16 protein-coding genes are annotated in these 17,282 nt (G+C 26.4%); 9 read left to right on the forward strand and 7 right to left on the reverse strand.

What is annotated here, in order from left to right; all coding sequences use genetic code 4:
* Positions 1–6 precede the first annotated feature (6 nt).
* The 7 genes from AAHM88_RS04485 to AAHM88_RS04515 all read right to left on the reverse strand — a co-directional run bounded on the left by AAHM88_RS04485 (position 7) and on the right by AAHM88_RS04515 (position 10,510).
* Complete coding sequence (locus AAHM88_RS04485) at positions 7–3,054, reverse strand: DNA polymerase III subunit alpha (RefSeq protein ID WP_342262349.1); 3,048 nt, start codon at positions 3,052–3,054, stop codon at positions 7–9.
* Entirely contained in the window at positions 3,055–4,251 is a 1,197-nt protein-coding gene (thiI, locus tag AAHM88_RS04490) for a tRNA uracil 4-sulfurtransferase ThiI (RefSeq protein ID WP_342262350.1), read from the reverse strand.
* Between the two features lie 22 nt (positions 4,252–4,273).
* Positions 4,274–6,004 carry a septation ring formation regulator EzrA gene (locus tag AAHM88_RS04495; protein WP_342262351.1) on the reverse strand — a complete coding sequence of 577 codons (1,731 nt, stop codon included), beginning with the start codon at positions 6,002–6,004 and terminating at the stop codon, positions 4,274–4,276.
* 83 nt (positions 6,005–6,087) lie between these two features.
* Positions 6,088–7,782: an ABC transporter permease gene (locus tag AAHM88_RS04500; protein ID WP_342262352.1), complete on the reverse strand. Its 1,695-nt coding sequence runs from the start codon at positions 7,780–7,782 to the stop codon at positions 6,088–6,090.
* Positions 7,783–7,796: 14 nt separating this feature from the next.
* Positions 7,797–8,708 carry an ABC transporter ATP-binding protein gene (locus tag AAHM88_RS04505; protein WP_342262353.1) on the reverse strand — a complete coding sequence of 304 codons (912 nt, stop codon included), beginning with the start codon at positions 8,706–8,708 and terminating at the stop codon, positions 7,797–7,799.
* Between the two features lie 157 nt (positions 8,709–8,865).
* Positions 8,866–10,008, reverse strand: a complete 1,143-nt coding sequence (locus tag AAHM88_RS04510; RefSeq protein WP_342262354.1) for a DEAD/DEAH box helicase — start codon at positions 10,006–10,008, stop codon at positions 8,866–8,868.
* 211 nt (positions 10,009–10,219) lie between these two features.
* Complete coding sequence (locus AAHM88_RS04515; RefSeq protein ID WP_342262355.1) at positions 10,220–10,510, reverse strand: integrase core domain-containing protein; 291 nt, start codon at positions 10,508–10,510, stop codon at positions 10,220–10,222.
* Positions 10,511–11,010: 500 nt separating this feature from the next.
* Between AAHM88_RS04515 and AAHM88_RS04520 the strand changes: the two genes are divergently transcribed.
* From AAHM88_RS04520 to AAHM88_RS04560, 9 genes are all read left to right on the forward strand, one after another.
* The gene (locus AAHM88_RS04520; RefSeq protein ID WP_342262356.1) at positions 11,011–11,388 is read left to right on the forward strand and encodes a hypothetical protein; all 378 of its coding nucleotides are present in this window, start codon (positions 11,011–11,013) and stop codon (positions 11,386–11,388) included.
* A 25-nt stretch (positions 11,389–11,413) separates the two neighbouring features.
* Positions 11,414–11,638, forward strand: coding sequence for a hypothetical protein (locus AAHM88_RS04525; RefSeq protein WP_342223644.1), 225 nt, complete (start codon positions 11,414–11,416; stop codon positions 11,636–11,638).
* A gap of 334 nt (positions 11,639–11,972) precedes the next feature.
* Positions 11,973–12,416, forward strand: coding sequence for a hypothetical protein (locus AAHM88_RS04530; RefSeq protein WP_342262357.1), 444 nt, complete (start codon positions 11,973–11,975; stop codon positions 12,414–12,416).
* On the forward strand, positions 12,394–12,759 hold the full coding sequence (locus AAHM88_RS04535) for a hypothetical protein (protein ID WP_342262358.1): 366 nt from the start codon (positions 12,394–12,396) through the stop codon (positions 12,757–12,759). Before AAHM88_RS04530 ends, AAHM88_RS04535 begins: the two co-directional genes overlap by 23 nt.
* Positions 12,760–12,842: 83 nt before the next feature.
* A complete protein-coding gene (locus tag AAHM88_RS04540) occupies positions 12,843–13,349 on the forward strand; it encodes a hypothetical protein (protein ID WP_342262359.1) in 507 nt (168 codons plus the stop codon).
* Between the two features lie 2 nt (positions 13,350–13,351).
* The gene (locus AAHM88_RS04545) at positions 13,352–13,585 is read left to right on the forward strand and encodes a hypothetical protein (protein WP_342262360.1); all 234 of its coding nucleotides are present in this window, start codon (positions 13,352–13,354) and stop codon (positions 13,583–13,585) included.
* A gap of 8 nt (positions 13,586–13,593) precedes the next feature.
* Positions 13,594–14,205, forward strand: coding sequence for a hypothetical protein (locus tag AAHM88_RS04550; RefSeq protein WP_342262361.1), 612 nt, complete (start codon positions 13,594–13,596; stop codon positions 14,203–14,205).
* Between the two features lie 58 nt (positions 14,206–14,263).
* Positions 14,264–15,781, forward strand: coding sequence for a hypothetical protein (locus AAHM88_RS04555; RefSeq protein WP_342262362.1), 1,518 nt, complete (start codon positions 14,264–14,266; stop codon positions 15,779–15,781).
* A 133-nt stretch (positions 15,782–15,914) separates the two neighbouring features.
* The gene (locus tag AAHM88_RS04560) at positions 15,915–17,264 is read left to right on the forward strand and encodes a hypothetical protein (RefSeq protein WP_342262363.1); all 1,350 of its coding nucleotides are present in this window, start codon (positions 15,915–15,917) and stop codon (positions 17,262–17,264) included.
* Positions 17,265–17,282: the final 18 nt, after the last annotated feature.

Below are 17,282 nucleotides of genomic sequence, written 5' to 3' on the forward strand. Positions count from 1 at the left end.
ATTTTTTTAAATACTTATTACTTTTAAAGTTCGTAAAACTAAATGAATTTTATCATTATACTTTTCAACAGTAGCATTAATTAAGACAATAGTATTTTCTTTAAGTTGTTCTTGATATTGCATATATATATTACTAAAAACTGTCACATCACTTGTCCCATAATCATCACTTACTGTTAAAAAACACATATACTGACCATCTTTAGTTTTAATTTGTTTAATCCGATTAATAAAAACCAATACTTTAACTTTTCAATTAATCAATTTATCTAGATTTTGTAATTTAATAATTTCTTTTTCTAATTGCAATTGCTTTTTAATTAATAATAAAGGATGAGTTTGTAAATAGAAACCAAAATATTTTAACTCATCTTGAGCTTTTTCTAATAAATTATCTGGTTCTTGTTTTAAACTAGGTATTGCTACCAAATCATAATTTAGGGTAATATTATCATTCCTTGATACCTGAATTAATTGTGCATAGCGAAAAGCTAGTGTCATATTTAATTTCATCGTTTTTCGTGAGATTTTAAATTCATCTAAAGCTCCCGCAGCAATTAATGCTTCTAATATGCTTATATTTAAACCTTTAAGCACCATTCTCGCCACAAACGAGAAATAATCAGTATATTGTCCATTTGCTTCTCTTTCAGCATATATTGCTTCATACATTACCATTCCCACCTGCTTAATTATCGTGAGCGGTACCCTAATCATATGATTCTCAATAATAAAATTTTCTGTTGAAAAATTAACTGACGGTGGCAATATTTTTAGATGATATCTTTGACATTCTTTAAGATACTGTTCAATTTTATTAGCACTAGCAATCACACTAGTTAATAACGCACACATAAATTGTAATGCATAATTAACCTTCAAATAAGCCATTCAATAACCTAATAATGAATATGACACCGCATGACTGCGATTAAACCCATAACTAGCAAACTGATTAATATCATCATAAATTTGCTTAACAGTTTTTTTATCATAACCATTAGCAACACCAGAAGCAATAAATTCTTTACTTAATAAGGTCATCTCATTCTGATTTTTTTTACTAATTGCTCTTCTTAAAATATCAGCTTTTGCTAATGAAAAATTAGCAATTTTTTGGGCAATTAAAATAATTTGTTCTTGATAAATAATAATTCCATAAGTTGTTTTTAATATTGGTTCTAAATCAGGATGTAAATACCAAACCGCTTCTTGCTTTAATCTTCTTTTAATATATGTCTTAATATGTTCTTGCGGACCAGGGCGAAATAATGAACTTGTAACAACAATATCTTCTAAATTTTTGGGTTGCATGGTTATTAAAATTTGTTGCATTCCTTTAGACTCTAACTGAAAAATCCCCGCCGTATATCCTTCACTTAATAATTGATATGTTTTACTATCATTTAAGGGTATTTTATCTAAACTAATCATCATTGATAAATCTTTATTAATCATATTAAGAATTTGCTTTAAAATTGTTAAATTTCTTAAACCTAAAAGATCCATTTTTAGTAATCCTAATGATTCTAAATGATTCATTGAATATTGCGTTAAATAAATATTGTTATAACCTTTTTGAATTGGAACAATTTGCATTATTGGTAATTGTGATAAAACAACACCAGCAGCATGCGTTCCAAATTGTCGAGGTAAGCCAATAATTTTTTTTGCTAATAAAAATAACTGCGGATATTGTGTCATATACACTTGTAAAATTTCAATTTTACTAACAGCTAATGATAAATCTAAATTTAAATCTAATGGCACCGCTTTACTGATTTTATCAATAATATCTAAAGGAATATTTAATACTCTTCCCGTATCTTTAAGAGCAATTTTACAAGTAATGGTTTGAAAAATAATAATTTGGGCGACATTATTTTTACCATATTTTTCAACTAAATATTTTATTACTTCTTCGCGCCGATCATCTTGAAAATCAATATCAATATCTGGCATTGATATTCGTTGCGGATTTAAAAATCTTTCAAAAATTAAATCATATTTTATTGGGTCAACAGTAGAAATTTGTAATAAAAATGCTACCAAACTACCAGCAACAGACCCTCTTCCCGGACCAACCATAATATTTTGCTCACGAGCATATTTAACATAATCATAAACAATAAGAAAATAATTAGCAAAACCCATTTCACAAATAATTGATAATTCATAAGATAATCGTTGTTGATAACGATAATCATTATTAATTTCCTTATTATTTTGTAATCGTTGTAAACATAAGTTTTGCAAATATTCATTGCTCTTCACACCAATTGGTGGCACATACTGTAACATATTTTCCTTAATATTAAATTGTAATTGTAAATTAACATTATTAATTAACTGTTCCAAATTAGTTATTAATATTTGTTCATATTCACAATAAATATCAAATGATAATAAATAATGATAATTACTAAAATCATTAACATTAGTTTCTGCTAACAATTTTTGTTCCTTAATAGCTTCAATTAACTGTAATGTTTGATTATCATCCGATTGTAAATATTTTACTAAATTACAAGGAACAACTAATTGTTGCTTATCAATTCAATATTGAATATTACTAAAATTATCCTGATTAATTCCCATATATGTGCGGGCCTTTTTTTGGATTCTTGTTAAATATTCCGCTTGCATTGTTAAAGACATTGCTAAAGTATTTTGTGGTTTAAAAATAACAATAATCTCATTTAAATGTTCTAATAATTGTTCACAACTAATTGTTGAATTATTAGAAATAGCAATTATTGAAGAAATAAGACAAAGTTGTTCATAACCTTGCTGATTTTTAGCAATAACAATTAATTCTAATTTCAAATTACGAGCAATATCTAACACATCAATATCAATGCCAATAATTGGTTTAATATTATATTTTTGACATTGTTCATAAAATCGTATTACCCCAAACATTGTATTCTTATCGGTCAATGCTAAAACTGAAAGATTATTTTTAATTGCAAACTTAAAATAATCTTTTAACTTTAACGGTGAACTTAATAGTGAATACTCACTGTGAACATTTAAATTAATAATTATTTCCACCTACTTTTTTTCAAGAAAATTAATTTCTTGTTTTATAATATTATTTTCAACTGTTAATGCTAAAATGTCTTCTCATAAAATGCTTTGTTCTTGTTTCTTAGCAATAGCAATTATTGGTTTAATTACTGGATTTTGAGGAACAAATAATGAACAACAATCTATAAAAGGAATAATTGATGTTTCATAAGTATTAATATTTTTAGCAATATTAATAATTTCATTTTTATCATAAGTAATTAATGGTCGCAAAATTACCATATCACTAACATCAGCAATAACTGATAAACTTTCAATTGTTTGTGATGCTACTTGTCCTAAAGAATCACCAGTTGCTAAAATTTTAATACGCAATTTTCTTGCTAAATAATTAGCAATACGCACAAACATTCGGCGCATAATTGTAATCTGATACGATGATAAAGGAATATGGTTTAACTCTTGTTGTAAACTACTAAAATTGCATATATATAATTTTGAAGCAACATTACCGCCATAAACTCCTAAGGTTTTAACTAAATTAATAACTTTTTGTAATGATTCATCTTTAGTATATGGTGGAGTTATAAAATGTAAATAATGAACTTCCAATCCGCGTTTCATTAATAAATAAGCACTAACTGGTGAATCAATCCCACCACTCATAAGTAATAATACTTTTCCAGCAATACCAACAGGATAACCTTTTAATCCGGTAATTTTATCAAACATAATAAAAGCATTATCAATTTGAATTTCTAAATATATCGTTAATTGTGGATTTGTTAAATTAACTTGACAATCTTTTTTATAATCTAAAATTAATCCAGCAATAACATTAATTATTTCTAACGAAGTACAATGAAATTTTTTATCAATCCGATTAACATCTAATTTAAATGATTTAAATTCTAAATTGCTAATCAATGTCAAAATTTCCTTCTGAATAACATTTAAATCTTTAATAACTTGTTTAGCAAAAGAAAACGAAGTAATTCCAAAAGTATTTCTAATAATATTAGTAATTTGTTCAATTTCAATAGGATTAGTTTGATGTTCATTTAAATAAATCAACATCCGACTATGGGTTGCAACAATATTTAAATATTTAAATGCGATTAACTTAGCTTTTAAATTTTTTTCTAACTGATTAATAAATAAATACCGATTCTTACCTTTAGTTGATAATTCACCATAACGAATTAAAATAGTATCATTCATTTTTAATTATTCCTACTCTCTATTACCTTTTTTGCAATCTTTTATGTAACCGTTGTTCATACGAATACTCTAATGCTTGTAATACTAATTGTAATGCATCTTCATAATTAGCACTGTTATAAATTAGCTGTGCACTTTTAATTTTATTGTTAACACTATCATCAATAGCACAAAATTTATAACCATAGACAATTGCTCGTTGAATTAGTTGATCAATGATGGCAATATTTTTGATTTTACTATGTAATTTATAAATATTATCTTTTAATAAATATAACTTGCGTAATAACCGCTTTTGTTCTTGTAAATCATCACTAATACTAATTAATTCTTTAAGTTCCGAAAATGAGTTATAAACATCACTAATCCGGTCTTTGAAAGTATAAGCAATTTTTTGATAAGTAATTTTATTTAACTTAGCATTTAATTGCATTAATAGGATTCCTAAATGTGAAAGTAACTGTTTTAATTGCTTTTCTTCTTCAGTTTTTTGCGTTATTAATTTGTACACTTGTTCTAAATGAACTTGAGTTTTTAAAGCATTTTCTAAAATTTTTACCTGTAATTTAACCAATTGATGATAAGCATTAGTTTTTGTTTGATTCATAATCACAATTAATTCATTCATTTGTGAACTTAAATTCTTAACTAATTTTTGACTATTATTAATTATTTCTTTTTCCATTGGCAAAAATAAATAAATAGTTTCAATTTGTACTAATTCTTTTTTTAAATTTTCAAAACTATTTTCAATTAATTCAACTACTTTAATGGTTGGCTCATAGTAAGTTGAAAAAATTGTTTTTAAATCTTTTTCTTTTTGTGATTGATAATTAAAATTAGCTAGCAAAACCAGAATTTTTTCAACTCTGACTTGTCCCTTTTTATATTGTAAATTATCTAACAATTTTTTAACTTGTTGAACTTGAAGATTAACATCATCAAATAAATTCACAAACTGCTCTTGCAAAATAATATCATTACCTTTATTCATATATAAAGTAGTCATTTGTTTTAATTGCTTGGGAATAACTTTATGTACAATCGTTAATAACTGCGGAATCTTATCTAAAATTTCTGTAAAGGAAATTAAACCAACAGCAATCTTATCAAGAATTTGATATGACTTCAAAAATACTCCTTTAGTTAATTCAATTTCAAAGTTATATAACATATTTTGTAAAACATTAACTAAATAATCTAATTTTTCAGGATTTATTGCCACATGAATTTGTAATTTAGTAGCATTATTAACTAACTGATTAAAAAAACTTTTATATAATGATGCTTGCTCGCGTTGGGTTAATTCAATTTTAAGAGCATTTTCATAATCTAATAATAAGTCGCGTGATTTTTTATTTAACTTATTAATTTTTGCTAATAATTGTTTTAACTTATATAAACTAAATTTCTTAATATCTTGCTGATCTTGTTTTAAAATTATTAATGCTTCATTTATTAATGCTAATAGTTCTTGACTATGCTTTTCATAAAGAAAAATCCAATATGGTAAAATTGTTTTAAATTCATGATGATAACTAGCAATTTCTGATAACCGATATAATATTTGACGCAGTGGCAATAATTTAATTATTTCTAAAAAATTAATGATTTTACCTTCTAAAAATTTTCTTTGATGCAAAATAAATAATAATATTTGTCATATGATAAGAGTAAATATTAACAGAAAAATTAAACCGGTTATTAATCAATGATATCAATTTCATTCTTTTAAACTAATAAATAATCTCATTATTTGCAATCCTCACATCTGCATTTCAGTTTTAATTATAACATAAATTTTATTACATAAAATGAAGCAACCCCATTGAAAACCTAAACAATATCTCGGCGTTTAATAACTAAAACTGAACCGATATTTAATAGCATTGCAAATATCCCATAACCAATAGCTACTGCTGTTGAATTTAAAATGTGATTAATCTTTTGAACCTCAATCTGTCCTTCATTATTTGTTATAATTTCAAAATCACGATATGAATTTAAATAATTTTTTTGTTTATCAAAATCAATATATGAATTACCTGTGGGGCTAAAAAAGAAATCATTAAATCCTAAAAATGTTGTTCACATTTGATTTCAATGTTCAAAAAGATTAAGAAAACTAATAATCCGATATGTCTTCATTAATGATTGATAATCAGTCCAATTTTTATTTATTGATAATGATTGATTAGTTAATAATTTCAAATGACGAACTTTAACTAAAATATTATTATCTAATTCTTGAATTGCAAAATATACCTTATTACTAAACAAATCATTATATTTTTCAGATAATTTTTCATCAAATTCATACCTATAATTCTCTCTAAAAACAGTAAATGGATTTCAATTAGACATTTTTTTGTTCCTAACTTCAATATATGTTTTACTAGTAGTTGAATTATTTTTGTCAATATCTAATTCCATTAACGAAACATTTTTATCTTTAGTTAGTTCAACAACTTGTGGTGATAAATCATTATTAATAAGTTGTATTAGTTCATATTGATATTCATTACTAGCATCTAATTGTTCTAATGTTTTAAAATATGTTTTAAATTGAATATGCAATTTAACATCTTTATCCTTTAAGTCGTTTGTAAGCTCTCCTGTTCATCGTGTAACACTACCATCAGCAGTAAATGTCTTAATTTCATCAGTATATAAATCAAATTTTTTATACATTGCTCTTCTTTTATCATCAATTTCTGTTAACCTTGCTGTAAGTTGTTGATATTCATATTCATTATAAAAATTAAAAATTTCGGTTACTAATTTAGAGTAGCGAATTTTAATATTAGTTTGGTTATTTTCAGGTTTTTTGACAGCATCATTAAATAAGATTATTTCTTTAATATTATTAATATCAAAAGTATCCTCACCAATATTAACTGTTTGTTTATTACTAATTTCTTTAATTAAAGAATATGGTAATCCGCCTAATAAAAACATACTGCTAAAAACAACTAATATTAAAAAAACAATATTTGATGAAAATATTAAAGCTGTTAATATTGAACCTGCTAACACAACAAAACTAAGAAATAATGAGAAAAGCATTAATTTTGTCATCATATTTAAAAGTAAAATAAACTGAGCATGCTTATTACTAATAGTACTAATAACATAACCTAATAAAATAGCTATTCCTAAATTAATTGCAATAAATAAAAAAACTACAAATAATAAACTTAAATATTTAGAAAATAATATTTTAAATCGTGAATAAGGTTTAGAAATTAATAACAAAAATGTTCCATCAGTTATTTCTTCACTAATAATTCGAACTACATTTAAAACAATAAAAAGAAATAATAATAAATTTAAAAATACTAAAATAATATATTGAAAATTTACTAAAAAACTATCATTATCATTTCCTAATTGAATAAAAAGAACTATTGTTGTTATTATAAGACTTAATAAAGTAATAATTTCAATTACTAATGTTAACAAAGAAACTAATATTTTTCTTAAAGCAAAATTAAAAATCGGTAAAAAATTATTACTTGATAAAATTTTCATATTTTATTCCTTTCTTACAAATTAAATTTTTCACTGGTTAAAGTATTATAAAAGAAATCTAAATCAATCGTATATGGCTCAATCCGATAAATAATTAGATTATATTCAATGGCATAAAGAAATATCTTATTAATTTCTAACGAATTTTTTAATTTAAAGAAAAGATCATTACTTTCTTCTCTAAATAAATAGTCAATATCATTATCTTTAAAAAATATCACCATCGCTTCATTATCCTCACATTCAATAACAAATGAATTTGTTAATTGAAAACCACTAATTGGTCCACTATATAATAAATTACCCCGATAAATAATTGAACATTCATCAATAACATCTTTAACTTCATTTAATAAATGAGTTGAAAAAAAGACTGTTTTACCTTGATTAACTAGTGTTCTTAAATAACCTAAAATTTGTTTTCTTGTTGTTGTATCTAAATTTGCTTCTGGTTCATCTAAAATTAAAATATCCGGATTATGAATAATTCCCTGAATTACCATCACTTTCTTTTTCATACCACTAGAAAAAGCATTCATATTTTTATTACGAAATTCTCAAATATTAAACTCTTCCATTAATGATTGTAATCTTTGTTTAATCTGATTATTTTTTAAACCATTCATTTTAGCTAGTGATTTTAAAAACCGATAAGTTGTAATATTACGAGGAAATTTAGTAAACTCGGGAACATACCCAATAGTTTGTTTTGCTAACGGTTTTTTAGCATCTTGACCATTAATATAAATTTTACCGCCATCATAATTAATACCGCCAATTAATGATTTAATCGTAACTGTTTTCCCACTACCACTAGCACCAATAATCGCATGCATCTTGCCACTACTAACTTTAAGTGAAATATCATTAAGTTTAAAATTATGATATTTTTTTATTAATCGTTCAATAATAATTGAAAATTTCATCTGTTTCTCCTTATTTATAAAAAGTATTTAACTTTGCTAATAATTTTAATGAATTTTGATAATTTTTGCAAATTTGATATTTAATTTTAGTTTATTGAATAGTAAAAAACATCATTAGTTAAAATGATGTTCTTCTGTAATATCCTTAAATTCAGTATTAAGTATTGTAAGGATTAATCTTAATGTTTAAAGTTTGTTCTAATCTTTTAATATCAATTAATTCTTTTTTATTATTTACTAATGTAATTGCAATTCCGGTTTCACCAGCGCGTCCTGTTCTTCCAATACGATGCACATAACTTTCTTGTTCACGAGGTAAATCATAATTAAAAATATAATCAATCCCATCAACATCAATTCCCCGTGCTGCTACATCAGTAGCAATTAGCACTTGAACTTTATTAGTTCTAAAAGCATTCATTGCTTTATTTCTTTCACTTTGTCGCTTATCACCATTAATAACAGCTGACTTAATGCCATTTTCTCATAATATTTTAGAAATTCTTTCAGTATATGCTTTGGTATTAGAAAAAACAATACTTAAATTTGGTTGAATTTTCAAAAATAAATCCACTAACGCACGATCTTTACTTGTATTTCTTGTATTAATAAAATATTGCTTAATATTATTTAATTCCGCAGCATTTCTTTTAATACTTATTTGAACCGGACTATTTTGATAGTTATTAGCAACTTCTAAAACAGCACGATTCATTGTTGCTGAAAACAATAATGTTTGATACTTTGATGTAATGCTAGTAAATATTTTATCAATATCTTGTTTGAATCCCATTTTTAACATTTCATCAGCTTCATCTAAAACTACAGTTTGAATATCATTCAATCTTAAAGTTCTGCGTTGAATATGATCAACAATTCTTCCCGGTGTCCCAACAACAATATTACTATTTTTTAAACTATAAATTTGTCTTCGTAAATCCGAACCACCAAATAATGCTGTCGCATTAACTCCTTCTAAATAAAAAGCATATTTTCTTACTTGATCTAAAACTTGTAATGCTAACTCTCTTGTTGGACAAACAATCATTGCTTGTACTCTTCGTAGTTTTGGATTTAAATTATTTAAGATTGGTAATACAAATGCAGCGGTTTTTCCTGTTCCTGTATGACTTTTTCCAATAATATCATAATTTTCTAATGCTAACGGAATTGTTTTCTTTTGAATTTCAGTAGGGTTAACATAACCCGCCTTTAAAATTGCGCGCTTTAAGTTATTATTTAAATTTAAGTCATCAAAACTTATATTATCTTCCTTTAAATTTAATTCATTAAAACTCATATTTTTTCCTCCTTGAATATAGTTGCATAAATAAATGGTGTTATGACATTTTTTATTGTCAATTCATCACATATTAGCACCTATAAAGCAAGGGAATTGTAATGTACAGTATTTTATTTAACATCTTAATTATTATAAACTATTTTATCCAATACTACAACTAATATTATACATTACCTTAAATAAACTTGTACTATAGCACAGACATATGTTATCAAGAGGTTTTTAAAAGTTTATTTAAAAAATTGAATGGAGTGTCTTTTATTGTTCAATGATTTCTTTGGAAGTTATAAAAATAATAATATTCATTTAAATATATTTGTAATTCATTAGTATTAAATCTTTTGATATCATCTAACAATAATAAATTATTATAGTTCTTATGAAATCTTTCTATCTTACCATTACTTTGTGGTGACCTTATTGGTGTTGTTTCATGTATAATCTTATTATCTTTTAAATATTTACTAAAAGGTCTTTCTTTTATCTTATATGGGTGCATAACTTGTAGAGGGCGTATAACAAAGAGGTAGAAAAATAGGAAAAGACGATAATTATCGTCTTTTTTGTTCTTTTGTAAAACAAAATATGCACTTCGTATAAATATTGGAGATTGGTTTATATTATGTGTGTGTAAGATAACCATTTTAGACCAGTAAGAATACTCCTCTTAAGAATAATTTTTTAAAGGAGGTAGGTATTTTAATTAATAAAATTAAACTAACTTTATTAACTTGTTCGAACAAAAAACTAAATTCTATCTAAAAATTGTGTTGTAAATATGAGAACACTTTTTAGGTGTGCCAAAATAATGCTTTTTGGTAATTTCGAGCATTTCTCGCACCTAGTTAGCTAACATAACTTAGTTAAAACATAAGAGAGATAACATAGATTTCTTAGATGGTTAACTATGTTAGCTAACTAGGAAATTGCATATAGGAAGGATATATATTATTTTTTTACAAAAACCAAAAAATTATTGATATGAGGAGTTAATAAATAATGACTAACTTAAAAAATTTATTTTTGAATAAAAAATATATTGTTGCTGAAACAACAAATGCGATTTTACTATCAATTCCCAATAGTGGTGGTAGTTCTTGAGTTCCTCGCAAACTAGTATACCCATCAATTAAATATGCAAATCAGATGGTGGTCGGTATTTTTACAGAAAATGATTATGAAGTTATTAAGTATGATGCCAACGGTGCACAGAAAATTGCAACCATTAAGGGGCAAGAAATTATTAATTTGTATGAAGAAGTTAAAATTAAAAATCGACAAAAATTTTTAGAAAATATTAAAAAATCTGAAGCTGATAAAGATATTAATTTTAATTATATTATTCCCGAATGACTAAAAGAAACTGATTTAAATTAGTTATTAAATCTTGAACAAGTACGAAATGGCTAAAAAATATTGTTATGTTATATATTCTTGCGAAACCAATGAGTTAGTCGGTGTTTATGATAGTGTTGCTGAAATTGTAGAACGCTATTATGGACTTTCGCGTAATAATCCTAATTTTAAAAGAAAAGTACACTCATTAGAAACTGTAATTTATTACAAGAAAAAAGCCATTCGTCCGCGGAAATGAATTATTTATAAAGAAATAATTGAGGAAGATTAATTAATGGAAAACACATTTTTATTGACTTAAATCGTTACGCCAAAAATATTCTTATAAAGAATTAATTACAGCGTTAAAAGCAATTAATTGTCAATTAAAAGAAAAATCATTGCAATGTGAGTTTAAAAGAATGGAAAATTATTGTAAGCGAAAAACTAAAAAAACTTATGATTATCAAAATTGCTGTGTGTCCCAAGAAAAATGTACTCATTTTCTTTGCTGACAACACATAAGGAGAAAAATATAATATGTCTAAATCTTTATTGAGGCGTGATTCACCGCTTCCGATTACTCAACGAAAAAATGTAGTTGTCATAAGGTAAGTATTTAGTTTATGAATTATATAATTGGTATTGACCCCGCAGGCATCGGTTCTACTGGTATTATTCTTTGAAATTTTGAAAATTCATGCATTGAATTTAACGAAACAATAATTTCTGAAAGCGTTGAACAAGCAATTTTTAAAATTAAAAAATTATTTGATAATTTTAAAAGAATAGAAAATTTTAAGCCATTGTTTATTATTGAAAATTTTTTCTTAACTAAAGGTAGAACGATTACCAATCCTTTAGCAACCTCAGAACTTATTGGAGCAATAAGCAGTCTTTTAAGGTTTAAATATCATTGGCACTTTCTTAGACAAGAGCCTTCTAAAAAGAAAGGATTTTTTTACAAAGGAAACTTAAAACTTACCAAACACGAGCACGATGCGTGAAAGCATATTCAATACTTTTTGGGTAATGAGGTAAAACAAAATGTTAAAAGCACTAAAAACTAAAAAAGAAAATGAAGTAATTGACTATGTTAATTTTGTAAATTTGACAGTTATTTTAAAAGATATTCCCAAAATCACAGAATTTAAGCAAAAAATAGTTATTAGTAGTGTTGTTGTTAAAGTTGTTAATGTTCAAGTTAGTTGAGCGGGTCTTAACTACACAACGCTCTCTATTTATGAAGAAAAGTTGCAAAAAGAATTCTTAAAATTAAAAGAACACGATATTATTTTAATTGAGGGAAAATTACACAATCGTTATTATCCAAATAAGACCACCCACAAAACATTTTTTAGCATTGAGGTTGAAAAATTTAAAAAAATTGGAAAAAAAAGAAAAAATAAATAGCTAAAAACTCAATAATTAGAAAAACTCATTAGATAATTAGAATATCAAATGAGTTTTTTATTTGAAAAAGGAGTACACACCAAATGAAAATTAGAGATAAAAAAATCGTCTTTATTGGCGAAGACGGACAACCCGAAAAAAATGCTGATGGAACTTTTAAGGTGAAAAATTTATATCGTGGCTTCACTGAGCAAAATGACTATACTGCTAATTTTCAGGAAAAAGCAAAAAATCTGTTACAAAGAGAAACAGATGCACTAAAAAAACTTGCCGACAAAGAAAAAGAATATTTAACTTTTAAAAAAGAACAAGAAATTAATAAATTAATTCAAGATGCTAATATTGATAATCAATTTATTAATTTTGTGAAAAACTCAATTAATTTTGAAAATGATATTGAAATAATTAAAAATGATATTAATAATTTTGTGGCCACGATGCCAAAAATTAAACACACATTAGACACAGGAGGCGTTCCAAATAAGGCTGATGATAAAAATACTAACCCTTCTAACTCAGAAGAAATAATTTTTTCATCAGATGCTTTAACCCCTCAGGAGTTAATGTTTAAAAGAAAGGAAGATAAATAATAATGGCGTTTTTTATTAATGTTGACCAATTAAGAACATTGGTTTCAAGCAAATGAAGACCCGAATTTCCACGAACAGGAAGTTTAATTCACCAACTTTTTGCAAATGAAATAGCTTTTACCGAATTTGAATATGGTGAGAAAGTAGTTATTCCACTTGCAACGGACGGAGTTATTAATAGAACATGAGACCCAAATACTGGTTCCAAATCTAACTATGCAACGAGAAAAAAATAGAAGCTACTTTGGACAAGGTAATTGATATTCAAGAACGCATAGGGCGTTTAGAGAGTAAAGCAGTAGGTCCCAAATTCATTGAAAGTAAGATTATTCGTCTTCGCCAACAAATGGCTGAAATTTATGACAAATACGATGCTGAACAATTAGTGGCTGGCGGTACAGCAATTGCAACCGCAAAACCGATTACTAAAAACACAATTCTTGAAGAAATGGCAAAAATGCGAATTGCTGTTGTCAATTTTGAAAATGAGTGGACAAGTGGCTTCTTGCTCGCGACAGCTGATGTAGTGACCGAAGCTACTTATGCGAAATTGCTAACCGCTTCTCCTGATGGCGTGCTAGGTATGGTTAACGGAGTTGTCGGTGTTGTTAATGGTTGTATAACTATTGAAGTGCCTAAATCTCGCTTGCCCGAGAATGTTAATATGATATGAGTTAATACTTTGGGATATGCGACATTCACAGGTATTGATTTGCCTATGGATGTAGGTATGTATACAGACGAAAAATATATGGGACAAGTTTATATTGCTGAACGAGAATTTTTTACTGGTAAAGTTGCTGTAGCCAAAATGGTTCATTATCACAAAACAACACCAGACCCAGGTGGAGACTAAGGTGAAAAAGATGATTAAAAAGGAAATTAGGCTATAGCTAGGTAGCCTTTTTTAGATTATGCCCATTGGAACTAATATAACTGCTTTGCAGTTGAGAGTTATTAAAACTACGCGGTTGCCTCAAAAACAAGAAAATGATTTTTTACTGGAATTATTAAAATTTGTTGGTGTGCAAGTCATTGGTATTTTATTAGCAAAATTTACTGCGGGTCTGTCGCTAAAATTTTCTCTAAGTGCTGGATTATCAAATTTAACATCCCAATTAATTGCTTCAAGTGTGCGTGTTGTAACTGATTTTACAATTAATCAAGTCTATGATATTTATAAAGAGCAAAGTAATACAATAAGTACTTTACTTAATTTAACGCCAGCTATTGGTGAAATTAGTAAGATATCAAGAGCTTATAAAACAACAAAGTTTTTTAATCTAGCGAAAGAAAATAAAATTATTAATCACTTAGGAATAACAACGGCTAATAATTTAGAGCAGGTTATTTCGCAGGTTCATAATAAAAAAATTATTCTTGACAAATATAAAACTTGATTTGACTATACTAAAAAACCAACTAAAGAAACCATGCTTAATCATTTAGGATTTTTGGCACGAAAACAATTTGTTAAGAATTATAAAAATTCAAATGTAACAACATTAGGTCAACTTTTGGAAATGGAAACATTACTAAGAAAAATTAATCCTAATCTTGTAACTAAAACAAGGATATTTAAAGAAAAATGAGGTAATCAATTTTTAAATCGTTACGGAACAAACATTAATGAAATTTCAAAAATGCCAACAGAAAATTGATTTAATTTAATTACCCAGATGCAAAAATCAGGAATTCGTCAAGGTACATTATTGTCACTAAATACTTTACGAGCAGAAAATGTTTTTCGTTCTCAATTTCTTAAAAGATTTAATAAAATTATGGAAAAATCAAAAAAATTACAAAAATTGTCGCCAGCATATCAAATTCAAAAAGGTTTAAATAAAGTGTTTGAACCTGTAAGAAAAACGATTAAAGAGATAGAATTAAAGACTAAAACCAAAATTCAAGAATATACAAATTTTAAGAACATTATTTCAAGAGTGCAAAAGAAAATAATTACCGATGGTACTTTATTGCCATTAATATCTGATGTCTTTTTTGCAGTCAAAGTTAAACCAACAGGAATACTAACAGATATTGCGATTACAATTTACTACCAAAATCCTGAATATCGACCAATAGGACCAATAATTACTACTCCATTAAAATTACAACAGTTAATAACTGCATCTAGTCCTTTTAAATTTTATATGTATGAAAGTGGTTGATCAATTGGTTGGGGTAAAACTAAAGGTAACATATTATCTTTAATGCCATTTTTACCAGCAAATGTTCAAGAATTTTACATCAATAGCATAAAGTTATATCGAGTTTTAACTCCGCTTTTAAAAATAACTTATGACCGTTATAAAGAAGGAAATTTATTTAAAGTTAAAGAAAATTTAAATCAAGTTTTTAATAAAGACAACTATGTTAATTGAGCCGTTGATAGCGTTTTGGGCAAGGGAATTTGTTTGACGAAATGTTAAAAACCGCATTGTTAGGCCACTTGTTAAAAACAAAAATATTAATTTTAAAATTAATGCTAAAAATATGATCCAAAAACAAATAACTAAAAAAATTACTACTATCAATAAAAAACTAAATCGGAAGTGATAAAAAATGCTCTTAAAAGAACTTTGACCAAATATAACCATTAATGGTTATCATACTATCAAACCACTTACTGGAACCTTAGATGCTATACCATCTAAATATAAAGATTTAAATTTTGCTAATTTTGATGATTGATTTAAAACTTTCGCTTTAAGAGCTCAAAATGATTGCAACATGTATCTTGACTTTATCTTTAATAAGTGAGAATTTACTACTTTTCCTGATGAAATTAAAGAAACCGTTATAGACATGATTTATATTTTGATTGAGCATTGAGTGTTTAACAGAGTTCCAGTTGAATTTTTTGTTGATGCAACAAATAATTTGAATACTTCTAGTACAAGTTATATTGCCTCTACTCTAGCAAATAATACTCAAGATATGATTCCACAAAGAGTTAAAGCATTAGCTAATTTTACAGAATTAAAAAATTTTTTAATTCCTTATAATGATGAAAATACAGTTGATGCCAATATGATTGATTTAGGTTTGTATTACAGTAAATTTGTTGTTGATAAGTTATTAGAAAAAGAAAAAAATGAACGATTAAAAAAACAATTAAAATTTTTTCAAAGTCGCTGTCAGGATTACACATGCCCCCAAAATCCTAATCTTAGAGGGCCTGTAACTAATTTAGTTATTGAGGAATATGCAAGTTCTGATTATGAACATGAAACAGAAACTTTAACGGTATCTTTCCCTAAACAAATTGGCACTTTACCACCAAATGCTTTACAACCTAATCCACAAGAGGGCGATTATACGCACGCTACAACAGCTGATTTTTCTGCCAAATTACAAAAGCAACTAAATTTGATTTTTCAAAATTTTCAAAATATCCAAAAATCGTTAATTGGAGCGATTGCTTGATTTTCTCAATTAAAAAAATTGGAAGAGGGTTGACTGCCACTTTCAGAAAAGGCATACACCGTCATTCTTGCCGACGGCAGTCAATTGGTGACGCCTAGCCTTCGCGAGGGCGATTTTGTGCGACACAAAAAAGACAATCCTTTAAACGCAGAAAATGACAATGTCGGTCACCACATTCATCCGATTTATGTGGCTCCGAAATTAGACAAACCCAATTCTTCTTTTGTTTTCAAATGAAAAAAAAATTATTTTTTTTCAACAACAGGGTGAAATGTGGGCACAATGCCCCACACGCCGGAAGATTCTGACATTGTTATGCAGTCCTCACTTATTTTGGATGCTTGACCAAAAGAGGTCCCGGAAGAAATTTATTTATTTTTTTCAGCCGAAACAGAAAAAAATGAAACTGATATTTTAGAAACCCGCCCACAAAATACTAGTTTAATAGCTCACATTTATGTGGGCCTAGAGGCTAAAATTAAATAAGAGAGGAGAAAGTATCAT

The organism is Spiroplasma endosymbiont of Dromius quadrimaculatus, assembly GCF_964031155.1.
Taxonomy (GTDB): Bacteria; Bacillota_I; Bacilli_A; order Mycoplasmatales; family Nriv7; genus Nriv7.